The sequence below is a fragment of the Ignavibacteriota bacterium genome (assembly GCA_019637995.1).
Taxonomy (GTDB): domain Bacteria; phylum Bacteroidota; class Ignavibacteria; order Kapaibacteriales; family UBA2268; genus JANJTB01.
This window is the reverse complement of record JAHBUQ010000004.1, coordinates 129,395-144,435: the sequence shown is the minus strand read 5'-3', so window position 1 is coordinate 144,435 and position 15,041 is coordinate 129,395. Positions and strand designations below refer to the sequence as shown.

Here is a 15,041-nt window from a genome sequence, read left to right as displayed (position 1 = left end):
AAAAAAATTAAATTTAACTAAAATTTTTGCAAATCTTCAAATTTATCTGCACCCGAAATTTCCACATCGCTTAAAGTTCGTTTAACAAGTCCTTGTAAAACTGAACCGGGACCAAATTCTAAAAATGACGAAATTCCGTCTTCTTTCATTTGAATGAGAGTCTGCGCCCATTTAACAGGTGATGTCAGCTGATTAATTAAAGCAGGTTTGAGTTCATCACCCTTATTAAGTGGTTTAGCATAAACATTTGAGTAAACAGGAACTTTAGCATCGCTGAAATTTATATTTTCAATAGCTTTTTCGAGTTCTTTTTTAGCCGGTTCCATAAGTGGTGAATGAAATGCCCCGCTTACAACTAGTTCTGTTACCATACGTGCACCGGCTTCTTTGAATTTTTGAGCATTTTCTCTTAAATAATCACGTGAGCCTGAAATTACTATCTGACCGGGTGAATTATAATTTGCAGGTACGATTACGTTTGGCTTGCCGGATTCGGAAAGTTCATTGCAAAGTGCCTCAAGTTTATCGTCAGCAAGATTAATTACAGCAAACATAGTTCCGGGCAGGTCTTCGCCGGCACTAAACATAAGATTGCCTCTTTTGCTGACTAATTTGAGAGCATCTTCAAAACTAAGTACACCTGCAGCATAGAGAGCAGCATATTCACCAACTGAGTGACCTGCAACTGCCGAAAACTCAACTTTGCTTTTTAATAATTCAAATAAAACTGCTGAATGAAGGAATATCGCAGGCTGAGTATAACGTGTTTCTTTAAGTACTTCAATAGGACCATTGAAACAAATTTCACTTAATTTATAGCCTAAAATTTCATCTGCAGAGTTAATAATTTGTTTTGCTTTATCAAAATTCTCGTATAAAGAATTCATCATTCCAACATACTGAGAGCCCTGACCAGAGAACAGCAACGAATTTTTCATGATTACATCACTCCATTTGTATGCCATTTCAAATAAATTGAGCCCCATGTAAATCCAGCTCCAAAGCTGGAAAGAATCAAATTGTCACCATCTTTGATTTTGCCGTTTTGCAGCCATTCAGAAATACATATCGGAATAGTTCCTGCGGTAGTATTGCCATATTTGTCAATATTAATCATCACTTGTTCAGGATTAATACCCATACGGTTTGCCGTAGCCGAAATAATTCTAAGATTTGCCTGATGTGGAACAAGCCATGTTACATCATCGGAAGTCAGATTGTTTCGTTTCATGATATCAGTCGAAACGTCAGCCATGCCGACAACAGCCGCTTTGAAAACAGCTTGTCCATCCTGATAAATATAATGTTCCTCATTATCGACAGTTTCGTGGCTTGCCGGTTTGACACTGCCACCTGCTTTTTGATGAAGATACTGACCACCGTTACCATCAATAAATAATAGCTTGTCTAAAATTCCATATTCAGGATTATCAGACTTTTCTATAATGCAAACACCTGCACCATCACCAAATAATACAGCCTGAGCTCTGTCGTTGAAATTTACAATCGAGCTCATTTTATCACCACCACACAAAAGCACTTTCTTTGCGGCGCCGGATTCAACAAGCGAAGCGGCTGTAGCTAAAGCAAATACAAATCCTGAGCACGCTGCTGATATATCAAAACCCCAGCAATTTTTTATACCGAGTTTATTTTGGACAACAGCAGCTGTTGATGGGAAATTGTGGTCAGGTGTTACTGTTGCCACTAATATACAGTCAATCTCGTTTTTGTCAATGCCACGTTTTTCGATACATTCTTTAGCGGCAGGTACAATTAAATCTGATGTACCACCTTCTTTCAGAAATCTCCTTTCTGCAATTCCGGTGCGAGCCATTATCCAGTCATGTGTTGTTTCTAGATATTTTTCAAAGAAATCATTTTTAAAAACATCATCCGGAAGATAATGAGCTATAGATGTAATAGTTGCTGACATAATTAATATTTTCCTAATTTGTTAAAGCGGTTTCGATTTTAGTATTTAAGCCGGCTTTAACCATATCGCGGGCTGTTAATACCATATTTTCCAATGCTGTGGGAGATGAACTTCCGTGTCCGATAATTGACACTCCATTTACTCCGAGCAGTGGAACTCCACCATAATTTTCATAATTCAAATCTTTTAAGACATCTTTCAGCAGCGGAAGCATCATTCCGACTTTTAGCTTGTTAAAAGTGCTTCTGTCTGCATAATTTTTAAAGGTTGATTTTAGCATTCCAAGAAAACTTTCGGCAAACTTGAGTACAATATTTCCAACAAAACCATCGCAAATCACAACATCTGCTTTAGCATCAAATATATCACGTCCTTCGATATTGCCTACGAAGTTTAAGTTGCTTGATTTTAGCAACTTGTATGTTTCCTTTACAATTTCGGTACCTTTAATTTCCTCTTCTCCAATGTTCAGTAAACCAATAACAGGTTTTTCAGTTCCGGTTATCTGGCTGTAATAAATTGAACCCATAACAGCAAACTCATACAAGTATCTTGGTTTTGGTTCTAAAGTAGCACCAACATCAACAATCAGAACAGGTTTGCCATGCTTCGATGGAAAAAACGAACCGATTGTAGGTCTTGAAACACCTTTGATTCTACCTAACAGAATAGTTGACAGTGAAAGCATAGCACCAGTATTTCCGGCTGATACAAACGCATCTGACCTGCCGGATTTATGATATTCAAGTCCTTTGTAAATTGATGACTCTTTTTTGGTTTTGAGTGCTTCTGTAGGGTCATCCTGCATTGTTATTACATCATCGGCATTAAGTATCTCAAAATCTGAGGTACTTAAACCGCTTTTCTGCAAATTTTCTTTGATAATGCTTTCTTTACCTACTAAAATCAAATCAATAGAATCAGCAAATCTGGACTTCATACTTGCAGCTGCTTTCAACTCATTATGAGGAGCAAAATCGCCCCCCATAATATCAAAAGCTATTCTGATTTTGCTGTTCAACATAGGTTTCCGATAAATCAAAAATTATAATGCTGCAACAACTTTTCTGCCGTTGTAGTATCCACATTCAGGGCATGCACTATGCGAAAGCTTAGTAGCTCCACACTGCGGACATACTGATGTCTGCATTGGAGTCGCTTTGTAGTGCGTACGTCTTTTATTTCTTCTTGATTTCGAAAACTTTCTGGTTGGATTTGGCATTTTATTTATCCTTTATATAAAATCAATTAAACTTAATATTTTTCAAATTTGACCACCTGTCATCAAGAGGTAAATTCTCATCGGGAATTATTTCCTTAGCGATTTCAGGAAATATTTCTGATAATTCCTTGTCTCTGTATTCAGGTGCTAACCGCTTCATTGGAAGTTTTAAAGCAAGATGCTCTAATACTTCTTCAGAAATGTCAATGTACTTATAATCTTCTCTAATAATAATTTCTTTGTCATTTTCGCCGTGTTTTCCAACTTCTAAAAATAATTTCGTATTTGCCCGGTATACAATCTCAAAATTTGCTGAGATTAATTCTTCGAAAATTTGCAAAGACCGATCACACTCCATTCTTGCATTTACTTTGGCATCTGCTGTAAGGGTATATCTCAAACCAAGTTTCTTAACAATTACACTTAGTCTGATATCTCCAAAAAACTCGTCAAATGCAGTTTCCAACGTATTTACAGGAACAGATAGCTCGAACTCATATTCACCGTCGGACATACCGGATATATCTATTTTAATCATCTTTTTAAAAATCTGCACAAAAACAACTTACAAATTTAACTGTTTATTGAGGTATTTCCAAAAAATAAAAAAAAATTCCCTATTCATCGGCATTATCGGCTGCATATATATATCATTTTTTTTTATATTTGCTCATTATGTAAAAAAGCCGACACTTCAGTACCGGCTTTTAATATATTAAATTATCCGAATTTTAGTTATCGGATTTATGAAGATTTTTCAAAAGTGAATCAGGCGACATAGCTTTGCTGACTTTTTCAACAGTTCGATCACATACGCAGCCGCTTAAATCTTCAGGCTTTTCATCCGGCAACAAATAAACTTCTTTTACATCGCCGCAAGTATTGCATGTATGGGTATATGTTTGCATTTAATTTACCATAATAAATTTGAAATACTAAAATAATAGTTAGATAAAACTAACTTCAAGTATAATAACGCAATTCTTCAAAAATTATTGATATTTTTTTTAAATTTGAATAATTATGTTTTTATTTGTAAATATGTTTAAGGTAAATTTTGGAAGTTTGAAATATGTCTGAATTTGCGGGTCTTCAAAGTTTGATGACTGAGGTTGATGACTTCATTGCCAATGCATCGAATTTTTCGTCATATATTTTTGAAAAATACAAAGATTTAAACTGGGCTGGCTTTTATATGTTGTCAGGCGATGAATTAATTCTCGGACCATTTCAGGGAAAGCCTGCCTGTATCAGAATTCAACTCGGAAAAGGTGTTTGCGGAACTGCAGCAATAAGAAGAGAATCATTAGTCGTTGATAATGTGCATCAATTTGATGGACATATTGCTTGTGACTCAGCTTCAAATTCTGAACTTGTCATACCCTTAATTTTTAATGGTAAATTATTTGGTGTTTTTGATGTTGATAGCCCGATATTATCAAGATTCGACATTGATATATGTAAAGAGATAGAAACGGGCTTAAAATTTCTTCTTGAAAATTCAAATATGGATAAAATATATGCTTATTACAATCCTTAAAATAACATTATTCATTCTGATGTTTTGTTTCTCAATTATTTTGGAAGCAAGAATTGTTATTAATGAAATTATGCCGGCTCCACTTGATGGTGAACCGGAGTGGATTGAGTTTTACAATACCGGTGAATTTGAAATAATATTAGTTTCCCCTGCAATTTCAGATTTAGCTTCGAGCAGGAATATTCAACCATTTAAATTGCAACCGGGTCAGTTTGCCATAGTAGTTAAAGATACTAACTTACTTAAAACATACTATAATATTCCGTCGAATTGCATAATGATACAGTCAACATTTCCAACTTTAAATAATACAAATGATGCTGTTGCCTTGAGAGAAAATGTTTCAGAGCTGATTGATACTGTTTTCTATGATATGAAATGGGGTGAAAAAGGATTATCTCTTGAACGAATTGATGTCAAATCAGCAGCACTATCTCAGACAAATTGGTCTAAATCATTATCTGCATTTGGTGCAACACCCGGATATATAAATAGCACAGCACTTATTAATTATGACTTAACTTGCTTAAAAATAAACTATAATAATTTATCAGCTGAAGTTGAGGTTGTTATTAATGATATTGGAACTAAACGTTCTCAGGAATTTGATTTTTCGGTAAATGCAGAATTTACTATTTCTTCCGGTGAAATGTTGAATTTATCTTTAATTGAATTGACTGGTATTAGCATATACGATTTGGACACAATTATCAGTATTCCTGTAGAGCTAATAAGAAATATCATACCACGTTCAGGTATGGTCAGGTTCACTGCTTTCGTAAGTTCATTCAATGATGAAAGAAGGTCAAATGATACTGTTTCTTCAGAATTTTATATCAGACGTGAAGACCCGATAATTAAAATAAATGAAATTATGTATGATGTTTCTGATGGTATGGCTGAATACATTGAATTATGGAATGGTGGTAGTGATACTTTGCTGCTTGATAATTTTGTCATATGGGATGCAGCAGGCACAATTGAAAAAGGTAATGTCAGGATTATTTCAGATTCTTTTGTTATTCCGCCTAATGAATATGGAGTCGTGACCTGGGATGAGGCTTTTTTTCAAACATTCCCGGATTTATTAGATAAAAATAATATTTACTTATTCAAATCATCAATGAATCTCAATTTAAGCGGGGATTTAATTGTAATAGCTGATGCAAATGGAAAAATTTATGATTCGCTAACATATTCTAACTCTTGGCATAACAGGTCTGTCAGCAACACCAAAAATCGAAGTCTTGAAAAAATTTCACCAATTTTGGAAAGTCATTATAATGCAAACTGGAGCACTTGTTCAGCTTATGAAGGAGGCACTCCGGGTAAGATTAACAGTCTGGCCGGAAATAAACCCGGGGAGGGAAGTATCAGCATATCACCAAATCCATTTGCTCCATCTCTTGGAGGTGCAGACGCAAATGCAGTAATATCTTATGAATTGCCATTTACAAGTTCGCACTTGAGTGCTGCAGTTTACGATATGAACGGAACTCGTATCTCGCAGATAGCCAACAATAGATTCTCCGGTTCTCAAGGTGCCATTGTTTGGGACGGAAGGAATTCGAATGATTTTATTTCCCAGATTGGTCAGTATATAGTTGTAATTGAAGCTGTTGATATTGAATCAGGAAAAGTTTCTGTCCTAAAATCATTAATTGTCATTGGGAAGTGATTTTGAATTAATATATTATTTTAAATTTTTAAATTTCATTTTTATGATTTCTAATCAATAAACGATTGAATATTAATGTAAATAACGATTAATTAAAATATATTAATCGTTATTTTAATGCTACTATTAAATTTTTAACAAAATTTTAATTATTAAATTATGAATTAAAAATAAATTTATTTTGAATTTAAATTAATTCTTATTATATTTCCATTCATAAATAGTTCATATTTTATGAAAGTTTTTAAATATGTGAACATTTCTGTTTTTAATATAGTGATTATTTGTTACATCAAGGGTTGGAAGCAAATTGATGAGTATTGAACGAAATATAATAGAATCCCTGCCTTACGGGGTTGTTTATGTGGATAAACAACAAAAGGTAATAGAATTAAATAAAAAAATTATATCTTCTTTCGGGGATTTAAGAGGGAAAGTTTTATTTGAAACTGAATCGAAACTAAGTAAACCTGAGATTATAGCAAGATTAGATGAGGCAATTGAAAAAGGTTGTGAATCATCTCTGATAGTCACAAATTCTATTGTAAATCACAAAACTACAATCATTAATATAAGTATAAGTCCTGTTAAACAAAATGATGAAATAGTTGGTGCACTTATGCTTGTTAGTGAAAATAACGAATATAACCAATGGCAGCGGGATTTTAATCTGTTATTCGAATCCGTACCATCTTATATTTCAATAGTTGATCCAAGCTTGAAAATTGTTAGAGCAAGTCAAAAGTTCAGATATACTTTCGGAAGAAATCACAGTATATTTTATACTGAACCGGGCAAAAAGAAAAATGATTATCAAGATAACCCGACAATATTATGCTTTTCTGATAATGAAGAGCATACTGATACAGTTATTTCAAATACAATTAATGGTGAAAAAGTACATTTAATAGTTACAAGTGTACCATTTCTGGTAAAAGATAATAAAACGCAACTTGTAATGGAAATAATGTTGGATATAACAGAGCTAAATCAGTTGCAGGAGCAGCTAAATCTAACGCATGATTTTTATAGTGATTTGCTTGATAATTCAGCAGATGGTATTATTGCAATAGATACTAAGGGCAGAGTTCAGATATTCAACTCGACACTCAAAGACATTCTGCTTTGGAATGTTATTCGCAAACCAACTATAAACAAAATTCAGGAGCTGCTGCCAAAAGAATTTTTTGATGAAGCTGATATTGATGGAATAATTCTTCAGGATAAAGATTGTGTTTTAAAGTCAACAGTTGGTGATAAAATACCGGTCAGACTAAATGCATTTGAAATCCGTGACAAGAAGAAATCAGTCGGAAGAGTCGGATTTTTCCAGGATTTACGAAATGTGAAGCAGCTTGAAAAGCAAAAGAAAGATGCCGAAAGAGATGCACTTATAACTACTTTCAATTCAGTTGGTAAAAGTATATTTTCAGTTTTTGCGTATCAGGATGATATTGCAAAAAGATTTGAAAAGATAATTTACAGCGACAGAAATATTGATTTCAAAATCAAATCCTGGGATAATTTGAAATTCCATTATGATGTACTAAATAAAATGATACTTGATTTTATTAAAGTTGCATCAGGGTTCGAATCGAATCCAATTGAGTTAAATTTAAAACAATTTATTGAATCTACTGTAAGGGAATTTCGCGGTTTAGCCGATTTTTACGGTATCAGACTAAAAGAAGATTATTTGCTCAGACCCGGAATATCGCTATATGATGAGTATATTTACAGAACAATCACAAATATTCTCCTTATCAATTCTATTGATTCAGCAAAAGATGTCCCGGTTGGTGGAGAGGTTGTTTTTCATGCTGAAGACTATCTGGGTAAACCGATTATATTGGTATCTGACAATGGTGCTGATATAAGCAAATTACTTGATTCAAAAAAGAGATTTTTTAAAGATAAACAAGAGATAGGAGTAGGATTTAGAACCTTACAGTTTTTGGCTGAGAAGGTGGAAGGAAAGTTTGAAATTGTTACTGATAATTTACAAGGCAATATCTATAAGTTCGAATTTTAAATAATATTGTAAATAATTGATAAATTTTGGTGAAAATTAAATTTATTTTTTTAAATATTAAATTATTTACATATTTTAGTATTTGACTTAAATAACAATCTTGTAGAACATTATTGATAGAACCAATGAAATCTGCTTTACGACTTACGGCAAATGCCGTTATAATTATTCTGCTCTCAGTGGCAGCCATTTTTGCTGATGAACACGCAAAAAAGTCTAAACATGAGGGTGTTAATGTATTAAAAGTACTTCTTGACGGAAATCAACGATTTGTTGATGGTACTGCCACTCATCCACATCAGGATAGAAAAACAATTCTCGAAACATCAAAAGGGCAGAATCCTATTGCTGTAATTATTGCCTGCTCAGACAGTCGCGTACCCGTTGAAACCCTTTTCGATGCCGGAGTCGGCGATATTTTTGTTATTCGTACAGCCGGTAATATTATTGGCAATTATGAAATGGGCAGCATTCAATATGCAGTTGAGCATCTTGGAGTAAAATTTGTCGGTGTTCTTGGTCATACTGACTGTGGAGCCATAAAAGCTTTTGCTCATGGTCATGAAGGCGAAGGTAATATTAAAGATATTATCAAGCATATCCGAGATGAGGAAGAGGAGCAGGAAATTCCTGAACCGAAGCACGAACACATGGAAAGATGTATTTATGCCAATATATTTCATGGTATGAAACAGATTAAAAACGACCCCATGATTCAAAGAATAAGTAAGGAACATGGTGAAGTTCAAGTACTTCCAATGATTTATAATGTTGAAACAGGCTCGGTCAATGTTTTAGACCCAGATATGAAGGCACCGCATTAATTTTACTGATTTTGAGAGGTTAAAGTTCTGATTATTCTATTTTGAATATTAATCAGCACTTTTTAGTAAAAGTATAATAAATAATCAATTTCCAGCGTTTCTTTTGTAAATATCAGGAAACGTTGGAAATATTATATTATAACTTAGAATTTGTAAATCAGAAAATATATAAAGATATATTTTTAAAGTTTTTCTATTTTTTCGTATCTGAAAATCGGCTCCAAGTCTGCTGTTTCTTGAACCATAACATTCAGGTCTTTGATAATGCCTGTGTCAATTCCATAAACCCAACCATGGATTTTAATCTCATGATTATCCCAAGCGCTTTGAATTATTGATGTTTTGGCTAAGTTTATGACACTTTCTATGACATTAAGCTCTGTGAGTCTGTTGCTTCTTTCAGTAGTATCTTCAATAGCATCAAGTTCATTAGAATGCTTAGCGTAAACTTCTTTAATATTGCGAAGCCACTTATTTACAACCAATCCATGATCCTTATTTGACATAGCTGCTTTGATACCTCCACAGCTATAGTGTCCGCACACAATAATATGTCTCACTTTGAGCACTTCTACTGCATAATGAAGTACACTCATACAGTTTGAATCTGTATGCAATACTACGTTTGCTATATTTCGATGTACAAATATATCACCCGACTTTGTTCCGGTGATCACATTTGCAGGAACTCTGCTATCTGCACAGCCAACCCAAAGGAATTCAGGTTTTTGTCCTTTTGCAAGTTCAGTGAAATAATTTGGGTCAAGTTCTAATGTTTCCTTAACCCATTGTTTATTATATTCCAATAGTTTAATATGCTCTTGTGACATAAAGATTCTCCTTTTATTAATGATGAGATTGTTTTATAAAATCCGGAATTTCTATTAATTCAACTTCAATATTTTTTAGTTGTGAGCTAATTTTAAAATCATGAATAATTTCTAAAACATCGTAATCAATATTCTGAGAACCGGTACCATCAATTATTACTTTGACATTTTCAGGTAAATGCGAGAGAGTTAGAAGGATACTGCCACGATTTAAGAAACTAACGTCTTCAGATAAAATAAGTCTAATGATTTCGCCGTGTTTATGGGTTTCTTTATGGAAGAAATACGGTGTTTTGTAATTATTCTTTAGTATGTAGAATATAGCAACTGCCATACCTAAGCCAATTCCTCTAAGTAAATCTGTAAATAAAATACCGAGAACTGTAACTATGAATGGTAAAAACTGAGTCATTCCCATTCTGTACAAATCTCTGAATAATTCCCATTTAGCTAATTTATAACCTACTAAAAGTAAAATTGCAGCCAGGCTTGCAAGTGGTATAAGGTTAAGAAATGTCGGAATAAGAAGTACGCTGACAAGCAATAATATACCATGGAAAATTGCAGCCATTTTAGTGCGTCCGCCTGCATTTACGTTTGCAGAGCTTCGAACAATTACAGCCGTCATAGGCAAACCACCTATTAAGCCTGATAAGAAATTTCCTACACCCTGCGCTTTAAGCTCTTGATTGGCAGGTGAAGTACGTTTATAAGGGTCAAGTTTATCAACCGCCTCTAAACTTAAAAGTGATTCCAAACTTGCAATAATTGCAATAGTTACTGCAACAATCCAAATATTAGCATTTGTTATTTGAGTGAAATCGGGAAATACAAATTGTACGGCAAAGTCTTGAAATGATTCAGCAATTGGTAGGCTGACAAGCATATTTTCACCGATGACCAAATTCGGGAAATATAACTGAAATATGTAATTCGTTACAATACCCAAAATTACAACAACTAATGCGCCCGGTATCAACTTGACGAAAGTAAATTTTTTAAAAAATGGTTTTTCCCAAAATACCATTATCACTATTGAGATAATACTTATTATAGCTGCACCATAATTGAGCAGACCAAATGAATTCATCAAACTTTCAAATGTTGTTGTACCTTCGGGTTCTATAAAACTTTCATCACCAATAACAACAACGTCATAACCTATTGCATGAGGTATTTGCTTCAAAATCAATATTAGTCCAATCCCTGCTAACATACCTTTTATCACTGAGGATGGAAAGTAATATCCAATGATACCTGCTTTTAAATATCCGAGAGTAAGCTGCATCAGACCTGCCAATACAACAGACAATAAAAATGCTTCGTAACTTCCCAGTGTGGCTATAGCATTCAAAACTATCACAGTCAAACCGGCTGCCGGTCCACTTACGCTTAAGGGCGAACCGCTGAGTGCAGCAACGACTGTGCCACCGATAATTCCTGCAATAATTCCGGCAAAAAGTGGTGCACCGGAAGCAAGGGCTATACCCAAACACAGTGGCACTGCTACAAGAAAGACTACAAGTCCTGCGGGTAAATCATATTTTAAGTTCTGAAAAATCCCCATTTGATGGGTATCGGTATTTGGTGCCAACTGAGTTCCTATATATTTTCTATTAACAAAATAATAATATTTAGTTCGTATTAATAAATATATTATTGTGAATAATTGAACTATTTTTGGAAAAAACACACAAAATTGGAATAAAGTAATTTATAAAAGATTACAATAAATTTGTGTTTTACAATAAAAATGATTATTTTTACCTTGATATATTGTCATATTTATTTAGAGATTTATTTCCGTAATGGATATACCCCTTAGTTTGTTGTTTTTTATACTTGGAATTTTAAGTCCGCTATATTCAGCAGTAATATATTATCTTTCGCAGGATACAATAAATGACCTGATTGAAACTAATTATAAAGCGGCTCAAAGATTAAGAAATTTAAAAACAGATTATGATGAATTAATCAATTCATTTATTATATTCGAATTTATTGCATATATTATTTCATATTCTTTTCTTGCTTACCACCTGTTTAATGAAATTTCGGCAGGCAATACAGGAATTTTAGTCTATATAATTGCTACATCAATATTTATTATTGCTTTTTTGCTATTCAGATTTTTGTTCCTTTCATTGGGAGTAAGATTCGCTGACAGCATTGCAGGATTATTATCTTTTCCGATTTTTGTATTCTCGGCTATAATCAAACCATTAACACATATTTTCATCTTATTAAATAAATCAATAGTTGGCAAACCAAACGTTGAAGAAAGCCGTGATGAAATATCGGAATTAGTCGAATCAGCCCACGAAGAGGGAGCTATTGAAATTGGCGAATACAGAATATTGAAAAACATTATGCACTTCAGCGAAATATTGGTTTCCGATGTAATGACACCGAGAACAGTCATGTTTTCCTGCGCTGCAGAATTATCAGTTGAAGAAGTAGCCAGAATGTCAGAATTAAAAATGTATTCCAGATTTCCGATATGGGAAGGTGAGTCAGTTGATGACGGAATACTCGGATATGTAATGTCAAAAGACGTTATAATTGCCGCCTTAAACGGAAAGGGAAATATGAAATTGAGGGATTTCAATCGTGAAGTTTATTTTATTCCCGAAAATGCAGAGCTCGACACAGCTCTCGAAAGATTTCTCAATCGTCGCCAACATATGTTTATGGTAGTAGATGAATATGGTGGTATTGAAGGACTGATTACTATGGAAGATGTGCTTGAAACAATTTTGGGCGTTGAAATTGTTGATGAAGTGGACAAGGTTGTTGATTTAAGACAGCTTGCAAAACAACGAAGAGATTCGAGAATCGCATCATTATAAATTATGATTATATTAACAGATAATATTGATTTTGCCGGTTCTTATTTCAGACCACCTGATAATTCTGTTAATAATTATGGTACACCGCTAACAGGTTTGCTTGAAAAAAAGTTTTTTTTGTTTGATTCCTCAAGTTATCAATACGAATTGCCATTCTGGAAATATGGCTTCATTACCAAATATGCTGAAGAATCTCAATTTGATGCCTTGATGGAGCTTTCCGGTCAAAAAATTCAAATTCCAGATAAAATATTTTGTATGGCTGATTCAGGTAAAAAGTTTCATGGTTTTAGAAATCGTAAGTGGGAAAGTCACACAGGGAATATCCACTTAAGTTGCTATTTTAAGCCTTATGTCAGTCCCGGATTTGTAGGGCTTGGATTTACAATGCTTGCTGCTGTTTCAGTAGTTGAAACTCTGAATGAAATTCCCCAACTTAATGGCATGGCGAAAATTAAATGGGTAAATGATATTTTAATTGGTTCTTCGAAAATTTGCGGTGTAATTGCTCAAACCCAGATTCAAGGTGATAAAGTTACAGACGCAGTCATAGGAATAGGTCTTAATGTTGAATCTGTTCCAAAGATTCAGCCAACTTCATTTGTGCCCACTGCAACCTCTGTAAATAAAGAATCATCACAAAATTATTCAGCCGGATATATCTCTCATATATTGCTTAAGAAAATCTCTGAAAATTATAATCTTCTTATTAATGAGGGAGTTCAGAGTATTTTAAAAAAATACAAAGAAAACTCACTGATTATGGGCAGAAAAATCAGTATATGGACAGACCCTCACCAAGCCAGTCCTGTGCCTATACGTTCAGGAATAGTAAAATCAATAGGTGATTACCTCGAAATTTATCTCGAAAACAGCAATACACCAATTACTGACGGAAGAATCGTTCTGGAATGATTCTTATCGGTTATGAAGCATTATTTTCACTATGCACGTAAAGTGCACCTAATTGAAATCCCTTTATTGTGATATATGAACTAACAAATACTACCGACAATATAAAACCAAGTATAACCATCAGTGACCTCTTGGGAGAATCTCTTTCTTCCGGTGCATAGGCTGTATCCAGCACTTCGACAACCGGAACATCACGTTTTTCCTGAATTGCCTCCTGATGTCTTTGCGTTTCAAGATAAAGCATAACCTGCTCAATGATTTTCCTTTCGCGAAACAAAATCACATACTCTTTGATTAATGCCGGCACTTTATCGAGAGGAATAGAAAAAGTTTCATCGGTTGTCAGACCTCCGCTTTGAATTTTTCTGTATTGTTCACTTAGAAGTTCGTGCTGCTTTTCATAAAATTTATACTGTGGGGAATTTGTTTGATATTCGAGCTGTGCCAGATTTTTCTCCAAATCAGCTTTGGCAAGCTGAGCTCCTACTTCTATTGCCTGAGAAACAATTGCCTGAGTTTGCTCATCAATTGCAAGGACTTTATTATCTTTTTGGAATTTCTCGAGTTTAGTTTCAATACTGTCTAATTTAATCATATATGCCATAATTTCTTTTTCAACATATTCCTTCGATGCGCGAGCTGAAGATGTGCTTCTATCGCGAATTACAATGTCCAATCCTTCTACAGCTGAGTTGGTCAAATTAGCTGCAAATTCTGATGCTTCTTTACCTGACTTAGTCCCCGGAAAAAAGCCTGTTTCGATTTTTGCAGAAATAAAAATTACTCCACTTTTATCAACCTCAACATCAAGAGAGTTGCCAATAAATTTCACAAGTTTGTCCCGAGAAAGCTTTGAATATGGCTCTTTTTCTTTCAGTTTAAGTTTCTCAATAATATACTCGGCTACAGTTCGACTTTTAACAATCTCACCAAACACTTTTGATTGGTCAGATTGTCCTATATTTCCAAGACTTAATCCTCCTCCACCGCCTGCAAAATTTTGTATAAAAGATGAAAGTCCGGCTGCACCACCGTCCTTTTTGGGTGGAAGAAGACTTGATACCGCTACATATTTATGAGGAATTATAAATGAAAAAGCTATTAAAATTATCACAAATACTGTAACTGATATGATTGCAAATTTCTTATTCAAATAAACAAGATTTATCAAGTTGAATAATGTAAATTCTTTTGGACTATCAAAAATTCTCATTT

Annotated in this window: 15 protein-coding genes; 6 read left to right on the top strand and 9 right to left on the bottom strand. The window is 34.0% G+C overall.

Annotated features, from left to right (window positions below; all coding sequences use genetic code 11):
* Positions 1 to 17: 17 nt before the first annotated feature.
* The 6 genes from fabD to KF896_14895 form a co-directional block, all read right to left on the bottom strand.
* Positions 18 to 938 carry an ACP S-malonyltransferase gene (gene fabD / locus KF896_14920; protein ID MBX3045001.1) on the bottom strand — a complete coding sequence of 307 codons (921 nt, stop codon included), beginning with the start codon at positions 936 to 938 and terminating at the stop codon, positions 18 to 20.
* A 2-nt stretch (positions 939 to 940) separates the two neighbouring features.
* Positions 941 to 1,936 (bottom strand): ketoacyl-ACP synthase III, encoded by a 996-nt coding sequence (locus tag KF896_14915; GenBank protein ID MBX3045000.1) that lies wholly within the window; start codon positions 1,934 to 1,936, stop codon positions 941 to 943.
* Positions 1,937 to 1,949: 13 nt separating this feature from the next.
* The gene (gene plsX / locus KF896_14910) at positions 1,950 to 2,960 is read right to left on the bottom strand and encodes a phosphate acyltransferase PlsX (protein MBX3044999.1); all 1,011 of its coding nucleotides are present in this window, start codon (positions 2,958 to 2,960) and stop codon (positions 1,950 to 1,952) included.
* Between the two features lie 21 nt (positions 2,961 to 2,981).
* Entirely contained in the window at positions 2,982 to 3,158 is a 177-nt protein-coding gene (rpmF, locus tag KF896_14905; GenBank protein MBX3044998.1) for a 50S ribosomal protein L32, read from the bottom strand.
* 22 nt (positions 3,159 to 3,180) lie between these two features.
* Positions 3,181 to 3,696, bottom strand: coding sequence for a DUF177 domain-containing protein (locus KF896_14900; protein MBX3044997.1), 516 nt, complete (start codon positions 3,694 to 3,696; stop codon positions 3,181 to 3,183).
* Positions 3,697 to 3,889: 193 nt separating this feature from the next.
* Positions 3,890 to 4,066: a hypothetical protein gene (locus tag KF896_14895; protein ID MBX3044996.1), complete on the bottom strand. Its 177-nt coding sequence runs from the start codon at positions 4,064 to 4,066 to the stop codon at positions 3,890 to 3,892.
* A gap of 164 nt (positions 4,067 to 4,230) precedes the next feature.
* Between KF896_14895 and KF896_14890 the strand changes: the two genes are divergently transcribed.
* The 4 genes from KF896_14890 to KF896_14875 all read left to right on the top strand — a co-directional run bounded on the left by KF896_14890 (position 4,231) and on the right by KF896_14875 (position 9,232).
* Positions 4,231 to 4,698, top strand: coding sequence for a GAF domain-containing protein (locus tag KF896_14890; GenBank protein ID MBX3044995.1), 468 nt, complete (start codon positions 4,231 to 4,233; stop codon positions 4,696 to 4,698).
* A complete protein-coding gene (locus KF896_14885) occupies positions 4,679 to 6,376 on the top strand; it encodes a lamin tail domain-containing protein (GenBank protein ID MBX3044994.1) in 1,698 nt (565 codons plus the stop codon). The genes KF896_14890 and KF896_14885 overlap by 20 nt, the downstream gene beginning before the upstream one ends.
* A gap of 310 nt (positions 6,377 to 6,686) precedes the next feature.
* Positions 6,687 to 8,408: a PAS domain-containing protein gene (locus tag KF896_14880; GenBank protein MBX3044993.1), complete on the top strand. Its 1,722-nt coding sequence runs from the start codon at positions 6,687 to 6,689 to the stop codon at positions 8,406 to 8,408.
* A gap of 125 nt (positions 8,409 to 8,533) precedes the next feature.
* Entirely contained in the window at positions 8,534 to 9,232 is a 699-nt protein-coding gene (locus KF896_14875) for a carbonic anhydrase (protein MBX3044992.1), read from the top strand.
* 182 nt (positions 9,233 to 9,414) lie between these two features.
* Here the strand turns inward: KF896_14875 and KF896_14870 are convergent, their stop codons facing one another.
* Positions 9,415 to 10,062, bottom strand: a complete 648-nt coding sequence (locus KF896_14870; GenBank protein MBX3044991.1) for a carbonic anhydrase — start codon at positions 10,060 to 10,062, stop codon at positions 9,415 to 9,417.
* Between the two features lie 16 nt (positions 10,063 to 10,078).
* Positions 10,079 to 11,629, bottom strand: coding sequence for a SulP family inorganic anion transporter (locus KF896_14865; GenBank protein MBX3044990.1), 1,551 nt, complete (start codon positions 11,627 to 11,629; stop codon positions 10,079 to 10,081).
* 241 nt (positions 11,630 to 11,870) lie between these two features.
* On the opposite strand from KF896_14865, the gene KF896_14860 reads away from it, so the two are divergent.
* Positions 11,871 to 12,911, top strand: a complete 1,041-nt coding sequence (locus KF896_14860) for a CBS domain-containing protein (protein ID MBX3044989.1) — start codon at positions 11,871 to 11,873, stop codon at positions 12,909 to 12,911.
* Between the two features lie 3 nt (positions 12,912 to 12,914).
* On the top strand, positions 12,915 to 13,826 hold the full coding sequence (locus KF896_14855) for a biotin--[acetyl-CoA-carboxylase] ligase (GenBank protein MBX3044988.1): 912 nt from the start codon (positions 12,915 to 12,917) through the stop codon (positions 13,824 to 13,826).
* 10 nt (positions 13,827 to 13,836) lie between these two features.
* On the opposite strand, the gene KF896_14850 is transcribed toward KF896_14855, so the two are convergent.
* On the bottom strand, positions 13,837 to 15,039 hold the full coding sequence (locus KF896_14850) for a hypothetical protein (protein ID MBX3044987.1): 1,203 nt from the start codon (positions 15,037 to 15,039) through the stop codon (positions 13,837 to 13,839).
* Positions 15,040 to 15,041: the final 2 nt, after the last annotated feature.